Source organism: Kocuria rhizophila DC2201 (genome assembly GCF_000010285.1).
In the GTDB taxonomy this organism is placed as follows: Bacteria; Actinomycetota; Actinomycetes; order Actinomycetales; family Micrococcaceae; genus Kocuria; species Kocuria rhizophila_A.
The window spans coordinates 2577200-2591427 of record NC_010617.1 but is presented as its reverse complement, the minus strand read 5'-3'; the positions used below and the strand labels follow the sequence as shown (position 1 = coordinate 2591427).

General features: G+C 71.3%; 15 protein-coding genes and 1 pseudogene. 5 read left to right on the top strand and 11 right to left on the bottom strand.

The window, feature by feature from the left end:
- Positions 1-178 precede the first annotated feature (178 nt).
- The 5 genes and pseudogenes from KRH_RS12915 to KRH_RS11155 form a co-directional block, all read right to left on the bottom strand.
- Positions 179-229 (bottom strand): annotated as a pseudogene (locus KRH_RS12915) (hypothetical protein); the annotation flags it as partial.
- A gap of 35 nt (positions 230-264) precedes the next feature.
- Positions 265-897, bottom strand: a complete 633-nt coding sequence (locus tag KRH_RS11170; RefSeq protein ID WP_012399327.1) for a GNAT family N-acetyltransferase — start codon at positions 895-897, stop codon at positions 265-267.
- Positions 894-1562: a hypothetical protein gene (locus KRH_RS11165; protein WP_012399326.1), complete on the bottom strand. Its 669-nt coding sequence runs from the start codon at positions 1560-1562 to the stop codon at positions 894-896. The genes KRH_RS11170 and KRH_RS11165 overlap by 4 nt, the downstream gene beginning before the upstream one ends.
- The gene (locus tag KRH_RS11160; RefSeq protein WP_012399325.1) at positions 1559-3145 is read right to left on the bottom strand and encodes a PTS ascorbate transporter subunit IIC; all 1587 of its coding nucleotides are present in this window, start codon (positions 3143-3145) and stop codon (positions 1559-1561) included. Before KRH_RS11160 ends, KRH_RS11165 begins: the two co-directional genes overlap by 4 nt.
- Before the next feature lie 50 nt (positions 3146-3195).
- Positions 3196-4035, bottom strand: coding sequence for a PTS sugar transporter subunit IIA (locus tag KRH_RS11155; RefSeq protein ID WP_012399324.1), 840 nt, complete (start codon positions 4033-4035; stop codon positions 3196-3198).
- Positions 4036-4343: 308 nt separating this feature from the next.
- On the opposite strand from KRH_RS11155, the gene KRH_RS11150 reads away from it, so the two are divergent.
- The 3 genes from KRH_RS11150 (at position 4344) to KRH_RS11140 (ending at position 6648) form a co-directional block, all read left to right on the top strand.
- Entirely contained in the window at positions 4344-5420 is a 1077-nt protein-coding gene (locus tag KRH_RS11150; protein WP_012399323.1) for a 2,3-butanediol dehydrogenase, read from the top strand.
- A 371-nt stretch (positions 5421-5791) separates the two neighbouring features.
- Positions 5792-6214, top strand: coding sequence for an organic hydroperoxide resistance protein (locus KRH_RS11145; RefSeq protein WP_012399322.1), 423 nt, complete (start codon positions 5792-5794; stop codon positions 6212-6214).
- Entirely contained in the window at positions 6214-6648 is a 435-nt protein-coding gene (locus KRH_RS11140) for a DoxX family protein (RefSeq protein WP_387696424.1), read from the top strand. The genes KRH_RS11145 and KRH_RS11140 overlap by 1 nt, the downstream gene beginning before the upstream one ends.
- A 119-nt stretch (positions 6649-6767) precedes the next feature.
- Here KRH_RS11140 and KRH_RS11135 read toward each other — a convergent pair whose 3' ends face one another.
- From KRH_RS11135 to KRH_RS11110, 6 genes are all read right to left on the bottom strand, one after another.
- Positions 6768-7244, bottom strand: coding sequence for a hypothetical protein (locus KRH_RS11135; protein WP_226905809.1), 477 nt, complete (start codon positions 7242-7244; stop codon positions 6768-6770).
- 263 nt (positions 7245-7507) lie between these two features.
- Positions 7508-8293 (bottom strand): glycosyltransferase family A protein, encoded by a 786-nt coding sequence (locus KRH_RS11130; RefSeq protein WP_041297443.1) that lies wholly within the window; start codon positions 8291-8293, stop codon positions 7508-7510.
- A 216-nt stretch (positions 8294-8509) separates the two neighbouring features.
- A complete protein-coding gene (locus KRH_RS11125) occupies positions 8510-9013 on the bottom strand; it encodes a methylated-DNA--[protein]-cysteine S-methyltransferase (protein WP_012399318.1) in 504 nt (167 codons plus the stop codon).
- Entirely contained in the window at positions 9010-10608 is a 1599-nt protein-coding gene (locus KRH_RS11120; RefSeq protein WP_012399317.1) for an AlkA N-terminal domain-containing protein, read from the bottom strand. The genes KRH_RS11125 and KRH_RS11120 overlap by 4 nt, the downstream gene beginning before the upstream one ends.
- A gap of 33 nt (positions 10609-10641) precedes the next feature.
- Entirely contained in the window at positions 10642-11211 is a 570-nt protein-coding gene (locus KRH_RS11115) for an alpha/beta hydrolase (protein ID WP_012399316.1), read from the bottom strand.
- Positions 11212-11275: 64 nt separating this feature from the next.
- Positions 11276-11725, bottom strand: coding sequence for a pyrimidine dimer DNA glycosylase/endonuclease V (locus KRH_RS11110; protein ID WP_012399315.1), 450 nt, complete (start codon positions 11723-11725; stop codon positions 11276-11278).
- Between the two features lie 102 nt (positions 11726-11827).
- Between KRH_RS11110 and KRH_RS11105 the strand changes: the two genes are divergently transcribed.
- Both KRH_RS11105 and KRH_RS11100 read left to right on the top strand, forming a co-directional pair.
- Positions 11828-12499 (top strand): DedA family protein, encoded by a 672-nt coding sequence (locus tag KRH_RS11105; protein ID WP_012399314.1) that lies wholly within the window; start codon positions 11828-11830, stop codon positions 12497-12499.
- Between the two features lie 472 nt (positions 12500-12971).
- On the top strand, positions 12972-14180 hold the full coding sequence (locus tag KRH_RS11100; protein WP_012399313.1) for a PLP-dependent aminotransferase family protein: 1209 nt from the start codon (positions 12972-12974) through the stop codon (positions 14178-14180).
- Positions 14181-14228 lie beyond the last annotated feature (48 nt).

Genomic DNA, 14228 nt, shown 5'->3' with positions numbered 1-14228 from the left:
CGCACGGTGATGGGCCAGAGGATGTTGCGCGGCCGGGACGGTTCGCCCCACGCCTCGGTGAGATCGGCGCTGCCGTCGGCCACGGGCGGGCCCCCGCCATTGCGTGCACGCAACCGATGCCGTCCGCGGGGGTGGCGTGAGCGAGTTGATCCTCACCGGGCTCCACGCCGATCACGTGCGTGAAGTGTTCGGCCAGCAAGCCCGTGAGTCGGCCGGTCCCGCAGCCCACGTCCACCGCGGTGCCCCGCCGCGGGGTGATCCGCGTCAGTTCTGCGCCCAATTCCGCCGGGCAGCCGGGGCGGCAGGCGGCGTAGTTTCCTCCACCCTGCCCGAACCAGTTCCGGGTCGTGCCGCGGTCCTCTCATGGGGTGGTGGGGTCGGGCGCACCGGTCGTTCCCACAGGGTCACACGGCTGCGCACCTCGTCGTTCTCGTACGGCGCGGTCTCGCCCGTGGGCTCGTATCCCAGGGCCCGCCAGAAGCCGACGGCGCTCGCCGCGCTGGTCTCCACGATCCCCAGGCGCAGGGTAGTCACCTCGGGCCAGTCGCTCACGAGGTTCGTGACGGCATCATGCATCGCCCGCCCGAGGCCCTCTCCCTGGTGGTCCTGCCGTACGAGCAGCAGGCCGATGTGAGCGTGATGCTCCTCGGGGAAATTGCGGATGACGTCGGCCATGGCTGCCAAGGCGGGCCCGCGGAACAGCCCGACGTCGTACTTCTGTTCGCGTGCGAGGCCGGGCGGGAGCGTGGAAAGGATCTCGGCGGCGTCGCCGGGGAGGGGCGCGTGTCCACTGATCCGGCGGGTGTAGCCGGGGGTCGCCTCGAGCAGCTCCTGGAGTGCCGGCGCGTCCTCCGGTCTCAGTCGACGCAGTTCTGCCGGTTCGTCGACGGCGCTCACCCGAGTTCCGGGCCCCGCGTCGGGGAGGTGAGCGCAGCGGCGTCGGGCACACGGACAGTGCTGGTCAGGGCGGTGAGGCTGGGCCGGCGCGGGGTGGAGCTGAAACCGAAGTCCGGGGGAGGGGTCATGTCCGTGAGCGTGCCCAGGTCGCGGCCGTCCCATGCGGTACGGGAGAACGTGATGGCGTGCAGGTCGTAGGCGGAGTACCACTCGGTGCGGTCGTTGCCCGCGGTGCCCAGGGTGCGCACACCGGGCATCACCCGGCGGGCCACCGGGTCCGAGAGGTGCGCGAACGGCAGGGAAGTGCCCAGGGGGCGCGGCACGGACTGCAGCAGGTAGCCCAGCGGTGAGCGCGGACCCACGCTGAACTGCCACGTGAGGGGTCCTGCGGTGACGGTCCAGCGTGAGGCGCGGGAGAAGCCGGTGCGATGCACGTTCACGGGGACGCGGGTGACGGTGTCGAAGGTGTAGGTGTCCGAGACGAACCCGGCCACCCAGTCGTTGGGAGCCAGCAGCTCGCGGCGGCCGTCCGGATGGGCGACCATGACGTCCGCGAACGGACCCTGCGGGGTGCGGTCCCAGCAGCCGAGCACCAGGCGGGTGCCCCCGGAGGTGCCGACGCCGGCGATGTGGCCGGTGAAGCGGTGGGTGGTGGAGGAGGTCATGGGGCAAGCGTAGGCGGCGGGACCGGCGCGCCTTCGGGTGGCGTAATTTTTGGGTAGGTCTTCCCGCTCGTGGCTCCTTCTGCACCGGAGGTGAGGCTACCCGTGGAGTTGTCAGCCGCAACTGCGGTGGCAGTTCCGGCTGGTGACGCGACGCGGGCGGGGGAGGGATCCCAACCGCCACGGACCACTCGCTTCTGCACGACAATGGCTCCGATCAGCAGGGCCAGGCCGATGAGCGCGAGGATGATCGAGCCCAGGACCACGCCGGGCTTGGCGCCGTAGCCGATGAGGATGCCGAACCACCCGAAGTCGGTGTCTCCGAACGTGGTGTTCTCGGATCCGAAACTGCCCAGGACCTTGAGCAGCAGCGCGGGCAGGAAAGTTACCAGAAGACCGTTGACGAATGCGCCGGCCACTGCGCCGCGGCGACCTCCCGTCGCGTTTCCGTAGACACCTGCGGCGCCGCCAGTGAAGAAGTGGGGCACCAGCCCCGGAAGGATCAGTGCGAGGCCGAACATCGGTCCAAAGACCGTCCCCAGCAGTAGCAGGCCCACGAGGCCGCCCACGAAACTCGAAATGAAGCCGATGAGCACGGCGTTCTGAGCGAACGGGAAGACAATCGGAGCGTCCAGTGCGGGTACGGCACCGGGAACCACTTTCGCGGCGATTCCCTGGAAGGCCGGCACCAGCTCGCCGAGGATGGTTCGTACACCGAACAGGATGACCGCAACGGCGATGCCGAACTGCAGGCCCTGCGTGACGGCCTGCATGATGTAGTTCCCCGCGTTCGTTGCCCCGCCCTCGAACGCCTGGAACGCGGTTTCCGACCCAGCGCGAAACAGGTAGACCACGGCCACGATGACGTACATGACCACCATGGACAGTGCCGTGGCGACCATGGAATCGCGCAGGAACCGCAGACCTTCCGGGACCTTGATCTCCTCCGTGGAACGGCTCTTCCCTCTCGGATCCACCCAGCGGCCCACGGCCCCCGAGGCGATGTACCCGAGCGTTCCGAAGTGCCCGATGGCTATGGAGTCGTCACCCGTGACCTTGCGGGTCCACGGTTGTGCCAGAGCTGGCAGGGCCACCATCAGGATCCCCAGCAGGACCGCACCGAGAATCACCACGACCGGGGTGGGCATCCCGGCGGAGGCCATCACGACCGTGATCAGCGTCGCCATGAACAGCAAGTGGTGTCCTGTGAGGAACACGTAGCGCAAGGGTGTGAAACGCGCGAGAAGAACGGCCACTACGAACCCGAGGATCATCAGCCAGGAGACCTGCGCCCCGTACTGCTGCTGGGCGATGCCAGCGATTGCCTCGTTGGTCGGCACCACTCCCTGGGCCCCGAGGGCGCCTTGAATCATGGTGCCCAGGGGCGTGAGCGAGGCCGCCACCAGCGTGGCGCCTGCCCCGATGAGCAGGAACCCGAGGATTGCCTTGATGGCCCCGCCAGCAACCTGCCCCGCGCTCTTGCGCAGCGCGATCAGGCCGATGGCCGTGATGATGCCGATGAGGTAGGCGGGCACGCTGAGGATCTCGTTGACGAGGAACTGCGAGGTTGCGACCAGAACATTCATGGGTGGTTCTTCCAATGGAGAGGACGAGAGGGCTCGAAGGGGGCAGGGGGTCAGACGGCGTACCGATGTCGCATGGCGGCATCGATCTCCTCCTGGGAGGTGAAGTTCTCAATGATCTCGACCGGCACACCGACGTCCCCCAGCGTTTGTGCAATGGCCTGGGAGGTCAGGAGGAAGTCTGCTTCCTTGGCACGCCCTTTCGCGGAGATGGTGTCTGTGGCCTCAATGGTCAAATAGGGGCTCCACCCCCACCTGTCCAGAACCTGTTCGGCCGTGTTCTTCAGGAACAGGCTGGTCCCCAGACCGTTGCCGCACACGGTCAGCACGAGCCCCTTGGAGGGGACTTGGTCGGAACTCCCGGACTCGGACGTGGGGGCCGTTTCGTTGGCGGCGCCAGAAACCGCGGGTGCTGGAACCGCTCTCGGGTTCTTCTTGGCCCCGGACCCGGTTTCCAGCGCGGCGAGCACGCCTTCCGGCGACGTCGCATTGTCCAGGGCGAGCCGACGTTCCGGGGTGCCCAGCACCCGGGCGAGCGAGGCGAGAGCCTTCTGGTGCGCCTTCGAGTCCACGGACGCCAGGGCCATCACCAGCTGCACGGGGTCGTTGGCCTTGTTGCCGAACTCCACGGGCTCACTCAGCCTGACGAACGACAGGCCGGTGCGGGCCACGGACCCGTCCGGGCGTGCATGGGCCAGAGCGAAACCCGGGGCGATCACGATGTACGGCCCGTGCTCCTCCACGACCTCGATCATCGCTTCTGTGTACGAGGGCCCCGCAGTACCCGCCGCCGTCAACAGGTCACCAGAGAGCCGTATGGCATCCCGCCAGTCTGTCGCGGAGGCGTCGAGCCGGATGGCCGAGGTGGGGACGAGGCCGCTGAGGTCTGACACTGGGGTTCCTCCTGGATCGATGGTCACGCCGGGAATCCGGGGCAGCACCCTGAATGCGGTGGCGCTCGGGAAACCAGAATGCTTTCAAGAGTGTCCTGCACCCACGCCGGCGTTCGGTGCTGCCCAGGCTGATGCTACTGGCACCCTGCTCCCCAGTTCGGGAGTTCGTGCACGCACTGCGCAGCGTCTCCCGGGACGTCTGCCCTCCATGGGCAGTCCCCTCGCCGCACCCTCGAATCTGTGCGCACAAGGCTTAGAATTAGTGTCAGGGCGCGGGGCGTCCGCGCTCGTCAAGGTGAGGAGATTCCATGAGAGCGGCGCGCTACTACGGACGCAATGACATTCGAATCGACGAACTGCCCGAGCCCGAGGTCGGTCCCGGCATGGTGGGAATCGATGTCGCGTGGTGCGGCATCTGCGGCACCGACCTCCACGAGTACCTCGAGGGCCCGATCTTCTGTCCCACCCCGGACACCCCTCATCCGATTTCCGGCGAGACCGCGCCTGTGACCATGGGACATGAATTCTCCGGGGTGATCTACGAGCTCGGCGACGGAGTGGGCGATCTGCGGGTGGGCCAGCACGTGGTTGTGGAGCCCTACATCATCGGCGAGGACGTGGACACCGGGCCCGAGAGCAAGGACTACCACCTCTCCCGCGACATGAACTTCATCGGCCTGGCCGGAGGCGGGGGTGGTCTCGGCGAGAAGATCGCTGTGCGGCGTCGATGGGTGCACCCCGTGTCTGATGTTGTGCCACTGGACCAGGCCGCCCTGATCGAACCGCTCTCGGTGGGATACCACGCGGCGGAGCGCTCCGGGGCCAAGGCCGGGGACGTTGCCGTTGTGGGCGGCGCCGGGCCCATCGGCCTCCTGACCGCTGCGGTGCTGAAGGCCCTGAGCGTCACCGTGGTCGTGTCCGAGCTCAGCCCGCTGCGGCGGCAGAAGGCCTTGGATACGGGCGTGGCTGACTACGCCCTGGATCCCCGGGAGGTAGATGTCGCCCAGGAGGTCCGAAGGCTCACGAACGGCAAGGGCGCGGACGTGGCCTTCGAGTGCACCAGTGTGCAAGTGGTGCTGGACACCCTCATGGATGTACTACGGCCCACCGGCGTGCTCGTGGTCGTATCCATCTGGGGCAAGCGCGCGGACTTTGACATGCACAAGCTCGTGATGAAGGAGATCGACCTACGGGGCACCATCGCCTATGTGAACTCGCACCCGGCCACCATCGAACTGGTGGAATCCGGGAAGATCGACCTGGCGCCGTTCATCACCGGCAAGATCGGGGTGGACGGTCTGGTGGAGGAGGGTTTCGAAACCCTGATCCATCGCAATGAGACCGCGGTCAAGATCCTGGTCTCACCCTCCGGGGAGGGGCTCTGATCCATCGAGCCTGATCGGTCTCCTCCGTCTCGGGTGTCTTTCCGGGGCGGGGGAAGCCGCCGGGCACGTCCCTCGCCCTGCCCCGGAACGCATCGGGTCACCGGCAACGGCGGCGCCGACCGCGGACCATTGCCGATATATTGGTTGTGGACAACCAAAAAGCACGCAACTATACTCGACCTCGGTCGCGTTGCCCGGCGTCCGGTCCCCCCCCGCCATCACGCCGAGCACCTGACGCGACCACGTGTCATGAGCGGGCGCCGCGGACCGTCGGTCCGGGAGGTGCCCACCCACGCGCGGTACCACCATGGCGGGTCTCGGTTCTTGGGGGGTCGAGACCTGCCAGTTCCGCCAGCGAAGGAGAAAACATCATGGACGCTCTCTACACCGCAGAAGCACTTGCCCAGGGCGCGGGCCGCAACGGCAGCGTGGCTCTCAAGGACGGCTCCCTGCAGTTCGACCTCGCCATTCCGAAGGAGATGGGTGGTTCCGGCAACGGCGCCAACCCCGAGCAGCTCTTCGCCGCCGGGTACGCCGCGTGCTTCCACTCGGCGCTGCAGATGGTCGCCCGCCAGCAGAAGGTCTCGCTCGGCGATTCCGCGGTGGGTGCCCGCGTGCAGATCGGCAACAACGAAGAGGGTGGCTTCGGCCTGGCCGTGCAGCTCGAGGTGGTCGTTCCCGGGCTCGAGCACGACAAAGCCCAGGAACTCGCCGACGCCGCCCACCAGGTATGCCCCTACTCCAACGCCACGCGCGGCAACATCGAGGTCACTGTGACGGTGGTGGACGAGTGATGGACCTCCCCACCCCGTCTCGCCGCAAGGCACCCAAGCTCCCCCCCGCCCGCCACATCGTCCGCACCGCGCTCGGCGGCTTCCTGGCCTTCGCGGGCGTCAGCCATCTGACCTTCGCCCGTGACGAGTTCCAGGCGCAGGTGCCCGAGTTCGTTCCCCTGGACACGGACGCCACCGTCCTCGCCTCCGGCGTGGTCGAGATTGGCCTGGGCCTCTCCCTGGTCGCCGCCCGGTCACGACGCCGCACGGTCGGGCTGGTCGCCGCCGGCTTCTTCGCCGCGGTGTTCCCCGGCAACCTGGCCCAGTGGATCCACCACCGGGACGGCTTCGGCCTGGACACGGACACCAAGCGCTTCGTGCGCCTGTTCTTCCAGCCCGTCCTGATCGCCGCTGCACTGTGGTCCACCGGCGCCCTGCGGGACCGGCGCAGGTAAGTCACGCGCACCGCCGGCCGGAGCGCGCCGCGAGCGGTGCGCCCCGGCCGGCCCACGGGTCGGGTGCCCGCCACGGGCAAGCCGCTGGGATTCCCCCTGCCCGTCACGCGCACTCGTGCTCACCGCGGCGCGCGATGCCGCCCCACCAGGGCGGCGCCCAACACCCCCACGGTCACGTCCCCGAGAGTGTCCAGGGGCGGGATGTGGATCTCCGGGGTCACGTACAGGAACCCCAGAAGCTCCATGACCTCCCACACCGTGGCGATCGCCAGACCCGCCAGCGCGCACAGCAGGTACGGTTCCCGGCGCGCGTTCCGCACGCGGTTCCGCAGCTGTCCGCTGCCGCGCAGCACCCGGTTCCACAGCATCCACACCAGCGCGTACAGCGCCACGAAGTGGATGAGGATGTCCCACCACCAGATCCGGCTGTACAGCTGCTCGGCCGCGCTCACCGCCGCGGTGAGCAGCACCACCGAGCACAGCGCACGCGGCCACGGCGCGCGGAACCACAGGAACGCGAGCACCTGACCCAGCCCGGCCAGCATCAGCACGGCGGCATCCACCCAGCGCGCGTCCAGGGCGTAGGCCCCGGCCACGAGCACGGCGGTGAAGCACGTCGCCGACGCCGCCCCCGCACCGGCTCGCCGTATCCACCCCGTGCGTCGACCGGGGGTGTCACCGGCTGCCGTCGACCTCCCCGCGCCCGCTCGCTCCGACGGTAACGACGCCGCTGCCGCGCCGTCTGGCTCGCAGCCCGAGCTCGGGCCCCGGTGAGCCGACGCCTGCTGAAGACGGGTGCGCACGGGGGACCGTGCGGCGTCGTTGCCCCGGGACGTGCCCGAAGGGGAGGAGCCGGGCGTCACGCGCGGTCACCCCGTCCGCCGAGCAGGCGGCGCCGAATGCGCACCCACGGCCGCTGCGCGCGCCAGTTGGCGGCCACGGTGGCCGATGCCATGCGCAGCTGGCGCCGGATCCGCGCGGGCGAGACCACCGCCCGCCACGAGACCACCGCCGCACTGCCGGGGTCCATGAGCACCCGTTCGTGGGGACGCACGCGGAAGCTGAGGTCGAAGTCGTCGTGCACGCGGGCGTCGCGGTGGACCTCGACGGAGACCCGCCGCCACCACTCGCGCGTGAAGGCCATGTCCGAGCCCCACAGCGCCCAGTGCCCCAGCGCGGTCCCGGCCACCAGCCGGTAGGCCGTGATGTAGGCGGCACCCGCGATACGCCCCAGGCCCGGGCACTGCGGGCCGAAGCGCGCCACCCCGGACACCGCCACCGCGTCCCTGCCGCGGGGCTCGTCCAGTGCGCGGGTCAGACTGCTCACGTGCCGCTCGATCCACGTGGGCGCGGGCAGGCTGTCCGCGTCGCAGCGCAGGATCAGGTCACCGCGTGCGGCGTCGTATCCCGCCGCGGCCGCGTGGGCGACGCCGGGCTCGGGCTCCCGCACGCACTGCACCTCGGGGTGCCGCGCGAGAACCTCCCGCAGGTGGTCGGAGGACGCGTTGTCCACCACCACGATCTCGTCCGGAACGCGGGTCTGGCGCCGGAGGGCCTGCAGGCAGCGTTCCAGGTAGGCGGCGTCGTTGCGCACGGGGATGACGACGCTGCACGTCCTGCCCTGCGCCGCGCTCACCCGTTCCACCCGCACAGTCTGTCACGCCCCCGGGGGACCTCCGGGGGCGGGGAGTGACGGTGCATCGGGCGCCCTCACGCGGCACGGTGGTGCCGCGGGGCGCTGACGGTCGGGTGCGACGACGCGCGGTCCGGGCGGGCGGGAGCCGGGCGCCCCTATGCGGTGCCCGGCTCCGCGGCGTCCAGAACATCCCCGGCACCACGGTCGCTCGGTCACACTCAGGGCTCAGCGCGCCCGCCCCGCCGCCTCCCGCTCCAGCAGGCTCCGCTTCACGTCCTCGCCCCACGCGAAGCCACCCATCGAGCCGTCCCCGCGCAGCACGCGGTGGCACGGCACGAACAGCGCCACGGGATTGCGCGCGCACACGGACGCCGCCGCCCGCACCGCCCGCGGGGTGCCCAGAGCCTCGGCGAACTCCGTGTACGTGAGCGGATCACCGGGCCGGATGCGCCGCAGCTGCTCCCACCCGGCGAGCTGCCCGTTCGTGCCGTGCACCTCCACGGGCACGGCCATGACCGGGTCGAGCTCACCGGCGTAGAACGCCCGCACGGCGTCCATCGCGGCCACGGGCCCGGTGCGCACGTCCCGCGGGCGCCACTCCGCCCGCACCCGGGCGAGCGCCTCCTCGGGGGACGCGGTCCACCCCGACGCGAGCACCGTCCCGTCCGGCCCGGCCACGGCCGTGAACGGGCCGTCCGGGGTGTCGATGGTCTCCACGGTGTGGGTCATGGCTGCTCGCTCTCGTCGAAGGTGGCGGGTGGGGTCAGCGGACCCCACAGGTGGGTGGTGGCGTAGCTGCGCCACGGGGCGGCGCTCTGCGCCCACGCGGTCAGCGCCTTCTTGTCCCCGGGCAGACCGATCCGCTGCGCGCCGGCCCGCAGAGCGCCGTCGTCCACCAGGAACACGTCCGGGTCCCCGGTGACCCGCATGCGCACGTGGTCCGCGGTCCACGGCCCCACCCCGGGAAGGGCGAGCAGAGCGGCACGCTGCTGGGCGGCGTCGTCCCCGGGGGAGAGGCTCAGCTCCCCGGAGGCGACGGCGCTCGCGGCCCCGAGCACCGCGCGCACCCTGGCCGCGGGGCCGCGCAGGAAGCGCTCGCCGTGCTCCGCGATCGCCGCCGCGGTGGGGAACATGTGGCTCAGCCCGGGGGCGAACTCCGGGGCGGGCTCGCCCATCTCCCGCGTGCGGGCGCCGAGCACGGTGCGCGCGGCGGCCAGGGAGATCTGCTGGCCGATCAGGGTGCGGATCAGCGTCTCCTCCGGGTCCGCGGAGCCGACGACGCGCAGCCCCGGCCGGGCCGCGACGAGCGGGCGCAGGGCGGGCACGTGGGAGAGCGCCTCGTCCACGGCGAGGGGGTCGGCGTCCAGGTCGAAGAGCCTCCGGACCCGTGCGATCAGGGCGGGCAGGTCCGCGAGGTCCGTGAGACGGGCACGCATCCGCAGCTCGTCCGCGCCCCGCCGGTACACCCGCAGCCACGCGGGGCCGCCCGGCAGGCGCAGGGTCCGGGAGTAGGAGGTGGCCGTCCCGACCTCCACCCCCTCGACGGCGTGCACCGCGAACCACACGAACAGGCCGTGCAGGTCCAGGGGTGCGCGGTAGCTCAGGGCCAGGTCCACCTCGCCGAAGTCCGCGGCCGAGGAGAGGGTCGCGTTGCGGGAGGTGTTCCGCTGCACCGCGGGGCGGGGCAGGGAGGCGGGCCGTGCGGCGTCGTGCCCGGGGCGGCCGTGGGAGGGCGCACGAGCCCCGGAGGTGCGCCGGCCCTGCTCGCGCAGCTGCAGGGGTGTCATGTCGTAGACGGCACGGATCACCTCGTTGCACTGGCGCACGCTGGAGAACCCCGCCGAGAAGGCGATCTCGGAGACCTTCAGCTCCGTCTGCGTGAGCAGGGCACGGGCCGTCTGTGCGCGGTGGGCCCGGGCCAGGGCGAGCGGTCCCGCACCGAGCTCCTCGCCCAGCACACGGGTGAGGTGGCGGGGCGAGTACCCGGTGCGCCGCGCGAGTCCCTCGATCCCTTCGCGGTCCACGACGCCCTCGGCGATCAGCCGCATGGCGCGCCCGGCCACGTCCCCGCGCACGTCCCACTCGGGGGAGCCCGGAACGGCCTCGGGCGCGCAGCGCTTGCAGGCCCGGAAACCCGCTGCGTGGGCGGCCGCGCTCGTGCGGAAGAACTCCACGTTCTCGCGGCGCGGGGTGCGGGCCGGGCAGCTGGGGCGGCAGTAGATCCCGGTGGTGCGCACGGCCATCACGAACTGCCCGTCGAAGCGGGCGTCCCGTGAGCGGACGGCGCGGTAGCGCTCGTCGGAGGCGGTGTCCTGGGTGGGCATGCCCACCAGACTCGCACCGTCCGGCGCCAGACGCTAGCGGGTTTCGGACACGGCGCTCGGCGGGGCGGGCGTCAGTTGAGCAGTGCGATCCCCAGGTTCAGGGCCGCGGCGAACGTGACCCACCCGAGATACGGGAGCAGGCAGAGCCACGAGCGGTCTGCGGTCCGTGGCGCAGTAGGAGCCCAGCAGCAGCAGGCCCTCGGACTCCGGGGCCAGCCGGCACGCCCGCACCCCGCCCATCGAGTGGCCTCCCACGAACCAGTCGTTCACCTGCGGCGCCTCGGCGGTGAAGGCGGTGGCGTCCCGGCGGTCGAACAGGGCCAGGTGCAGCCACGGGTCCGGGATCACCACCGTCATCCCCTCCTCGGCCACCAACCCGGACAGCCGCGCCGCACAGGCCTCCGGCTCCACCTTGGCCCCCGGGTAGAACACCAGCCCGCGCTGCGTGCCCACGGGGTGCGCCGGGTGCAGCACCACGGCGGAGTCCCCCTGCTCCACACGGATCGCGGGATCGTGCTGCACGCCCTCCCAGGGCCCGGGCTCGGCGCTCATCACACCGGTGCCGCTCCAGAGCAGCAGCCCTCCCACGGCCAGCGCCAGCACCGCGGCCAGTGCCCTCGCCGCGCACGACGACGCCGCACGCCCGGTTCCTACCGGGCGTCCCCGGTCAGCTCCTGGTCCGTTCCCACTCGGCCACTTCCCCGGGGACCACCGCGAACAGCGGGTGGGCGGGGGCGGCGTCGGGATCCGAGCCGTCCAGCGCGGTGCGCGCCCACTCGGGATCGCGGGCGAGCACCTTCTGCAGCAGGAACTCGAACTCGTAGCGCAGCTGGCCCGTGGTCACCGTGATGGACCTGGGTTCGGCGTCCACCGGGCGCACCACCCGGGTGCGGTCGAAGGCGTAGCCGCGCCGGTCGGCCTCGTCCGCGACACCGTGCAAGTACGCGGCCACAAAGCCGACCGGGTCGCTCGTGGCCCGGAAGCGCTGCAGCTGCGGGTGGCGCGTGTAGCCCGTGGTCTCGCCCAGCAGCACCTTCTGGGCGAGCAGCCCCTCGCGCCAGTCCGCCACGAGGGCGCGACGATCCAGCAGGGACGGGTGAAGTGACCACAGACGCATGACCCCATTCAATCGTGCAGTGCCCCGGAACCTCCAAGCGGCCCCCCAGCAACCCCCAGTAGCGTGGTGTCCTCCTGACGACCACGTGCGGAGAACCTCGACATGTCCCTGCCTGCCACCCTGGCCGCCACCACCCCCGATCCCTCCTCCCAGCTCTCCGGCATCGCAGGATGGGTGGTGGACGTCATGGAGGCCATCGGGGCACCCGGTGCGGGACTGCTCGTGGCCCTGGAGAACCTCTTCCCCCCGCTGCCCTCCGAGGTGATCCTCCCCCTCGCCGGGTTCACCGCGAGCCAGGGCGGCTTCACCCTGTGGGGTGCGATCTTCTGGACCACCCTGGGCTCGGTCGTGGGCGCGGTGGCGCTGTACTGGATCGGCGCCGCGCTCGGCCCGCGGCGGCTGCGCGTGGTGGTGGACCGGATGCCCCTGGTGGACCTCGTGGACCTGGAGCGCACGGAGGCCTGGTTCGAGCGCCACGGCCGCAAGGCCGTGTTCTTCGGGCGGATGATCCCCATCTTCCGGTCCCTGATCTCCGTGCCCGCGGGCATCGAGCGGATGCGCTTCGGCCTGTTCGTGCTGCTGAGCGGCGCGGGGTCCCTGGTCTGGAACACGATCTTCGTGCTCGCGGGGTACGTGCTGGGCGAGAACTGGCACATTGCCGAGCAGTACGCGGGCGTGTTCTCCCGGATCGTGGTGGTCACCGTGGTCGTGCTCGCGCTCACGTGGGTGCTCAAGCGGATCCGGCGCAACCGGCGGGCCCGCGGCGTCGCCTGAACCCTCCGCGCCCGGGACGCCGTGCGGCGTCGTCGTGCCCGGGGCACCCCGCGCGGTGCGCACCGGGATCCGGGAGGGCATCTTCCACGACGTCCCCGCGAACCGGATCGGCGCCTCTCTCTGGACGGGGGTGCACGGGTGAATCGCGATCGAGATGCACCGCCCCGTGCTCCCCGGCGAGGACGCCGACGCCGCCTACGACCGTCACGTGCACGCCCTGCTGCGCGCGTGGTGCGCGAGCACGCCGCTGGACGCCTGAACCGCGGAGGGGCCGAGACCCTGCGTCCTCCATCTGGGACGTCCCCGGCCGGACGCCACCCGGCGAGGTGCCCGCACCGCGACGTCCCCGGCCGGGCGCCCGATCCGGCTGCGCCCTGACCGATTCGGCTGCACCGTGCCCGAGGCGGCTGCGCCGTGCCCGATCCGGTTGCGCCGTGGGCGACCGGCTCGGACGCGGTGGGAGAATGGGGGCATGAGCACTCCGGAGACCTTCTCGTACCGCATTGCCGACCGACTGCGAGGGGTGGACTCCTCTCCCGTGCGCGATCTGCTGGAGGTGGTCTCCGCGGAGGGGGTGATCTCCTTCGCGGGCGGTGTTCCGGACCCCGCGTACTTCGAGGTGGAAGACATCAAGGCCGCCTACGACTGGGTGTTCGAGCACCAGCCGCAGCGCGCCCTGCAGTACGCGTCCAGCGAGGGGGAGGTCGAGCTGCGGGAGCAGGCGGCCCGCCGGATCAGCCGCCACCTGCCCACCACTGCGGAGCAGATCCAGGTGACCACCGGCTCCCAGGAGGGGCTGTTCGTGGTGGCCCAGGCCCTCGTGAACCGCGGGGACACCATCCTGGTGGAGCGGCCCACCTACCTGGCCGCGGTGCAGGCCTTCGACCTCAACGGCGCCCACATGGTGGGTGTGCCCACGGACGAGCACGGTGTGCTCCCGGACGAGCTGGAACGGCTGATCGCGGAGCACGACCCCACGTTCGTGTACCTGATCCCCTCCTTCCAGAACCCCTCCGGGATCTGCATGTCCATGGAGCGGCGCCGTGCCGTGGCGGACGTGCTGCAGCGCACCGGCACCGCCCTGGTGGAGGACGACCCGTACGGCGAGCTCTGCTACAGGGGCGAGCCCCTGCCGCCCATCGCCTCGCTGCCGGGGATGTCCGCCCAGACCATCCTGCTGAACTCGGTGTCCAAGATCATCGCACCGGGGGTGCGCGTGGGGTGGATGCGCTCGGAGGGCCCCATCCAGTTCACGCTCACGGTGGCCAAGCAGGCCATCGGGCTGCAGTCCCCGGTGCCGGACCAGCTGGCCGTGGCCCGCTACCTGGACACCGCCGACGTCGAGGCGCACCTGGAGCGCGTGCGTCCCGTCTACGCCGAGCGGGCCCGCGCCATGCACGCGGAGCTCGAGCGGGTGCTCCCCGCCGGGGCGCAGATCACCCGCCCGGACGGCGGGATGTTCCTCTGGGTGCGCCTGGGCCACGGGATCGACACCACCCGGCTGCTGCAGATCGCGGTGGAGGAGGGTGTGGCCTTCGTGCCGGGCTCCTCCTTCTACGCCCACGACCCGGACGAGTCCACCATGCGGCTGTCCTTCGTGACCCACGGCCCGGACGTGATCCGCGAGGGCGTGGACCGGCTGCGGCGGGCCATCGAGCGCTACCTCTCCGAGTGGGACTGAGCGGCCCCGTCCGGGCCACCCCGCCCGCCCCTCCGCATCCGTCACCCA

Coding starts and splice junctions, on each gene's coding strand:
- KRH_RS11100 (WP_012399313.1), top strand. CDS start 12,972: ATGAGCACTCCGGAGACCTTCTCGTACCGCATTGCCGACCGACTGCGA.
- KRH_RS11105 (WP_012399314.1), top strand. CDS start 11,828: ATGTCCCTGCCTGCCACCCTGGCCGCCACCACCCCCGATCCCTCCTCC.
- KRH_RS11125 (WP_012399318.1), bottom strand. CDS start 9,013: ATGACCCACACCGTGGAGACCATCGACACCCCGGACGGCCCGTTCACG.
- KRH_RS11120 (WP_012399317.1), bottom strand. CDS start 10,608: ATGCCCACCCAGGACACCGCCTCCGACGAGCGCTACCGCGCCGTCCGC.
- KRH_RS11110 (WP_012399315.1), bottom strand. CDS start 11,725: ATGCGTCTGTGGTCACTTCACCCGTCCCTGCTGGATCGTCGCGCCCTC.
- KRH_RS11145 (WP_012399322.1), top strand. CDS start 5,792: ATGGACGCTCTCTACACCGCAGAAGCACTTGCCCAGGGCGCGGGCCGC.
- KRH_RS11165 (WP_012399326.1), bottom strand. CDS start 1,562: ATGACCTCCTCCACCACCCACCGCTTCACCGGCCACATCGCCGGCGTC.
- KRH_RS11160 (WP_012399325.1), bottom strand. CDS start 3,145: ATGAATGTTCTGGTCGCAACCTCGCAGTTCCTCGTCAACGAGATCCTC.
- KRH_RS11150 (WP_012399323.1), top strand. CDS start 4,344: ATGAGAGCGGCGCGCTACTACGGACGCAATGACATTCGAATCGACGAA.
- KRH_RS11140 (WP_387696424.1), top strand. CDS start 6,214: ATGGACCTCCCCACCCCGTCTCGCCGCAAGGCACCCAAGCTCCCCCCC.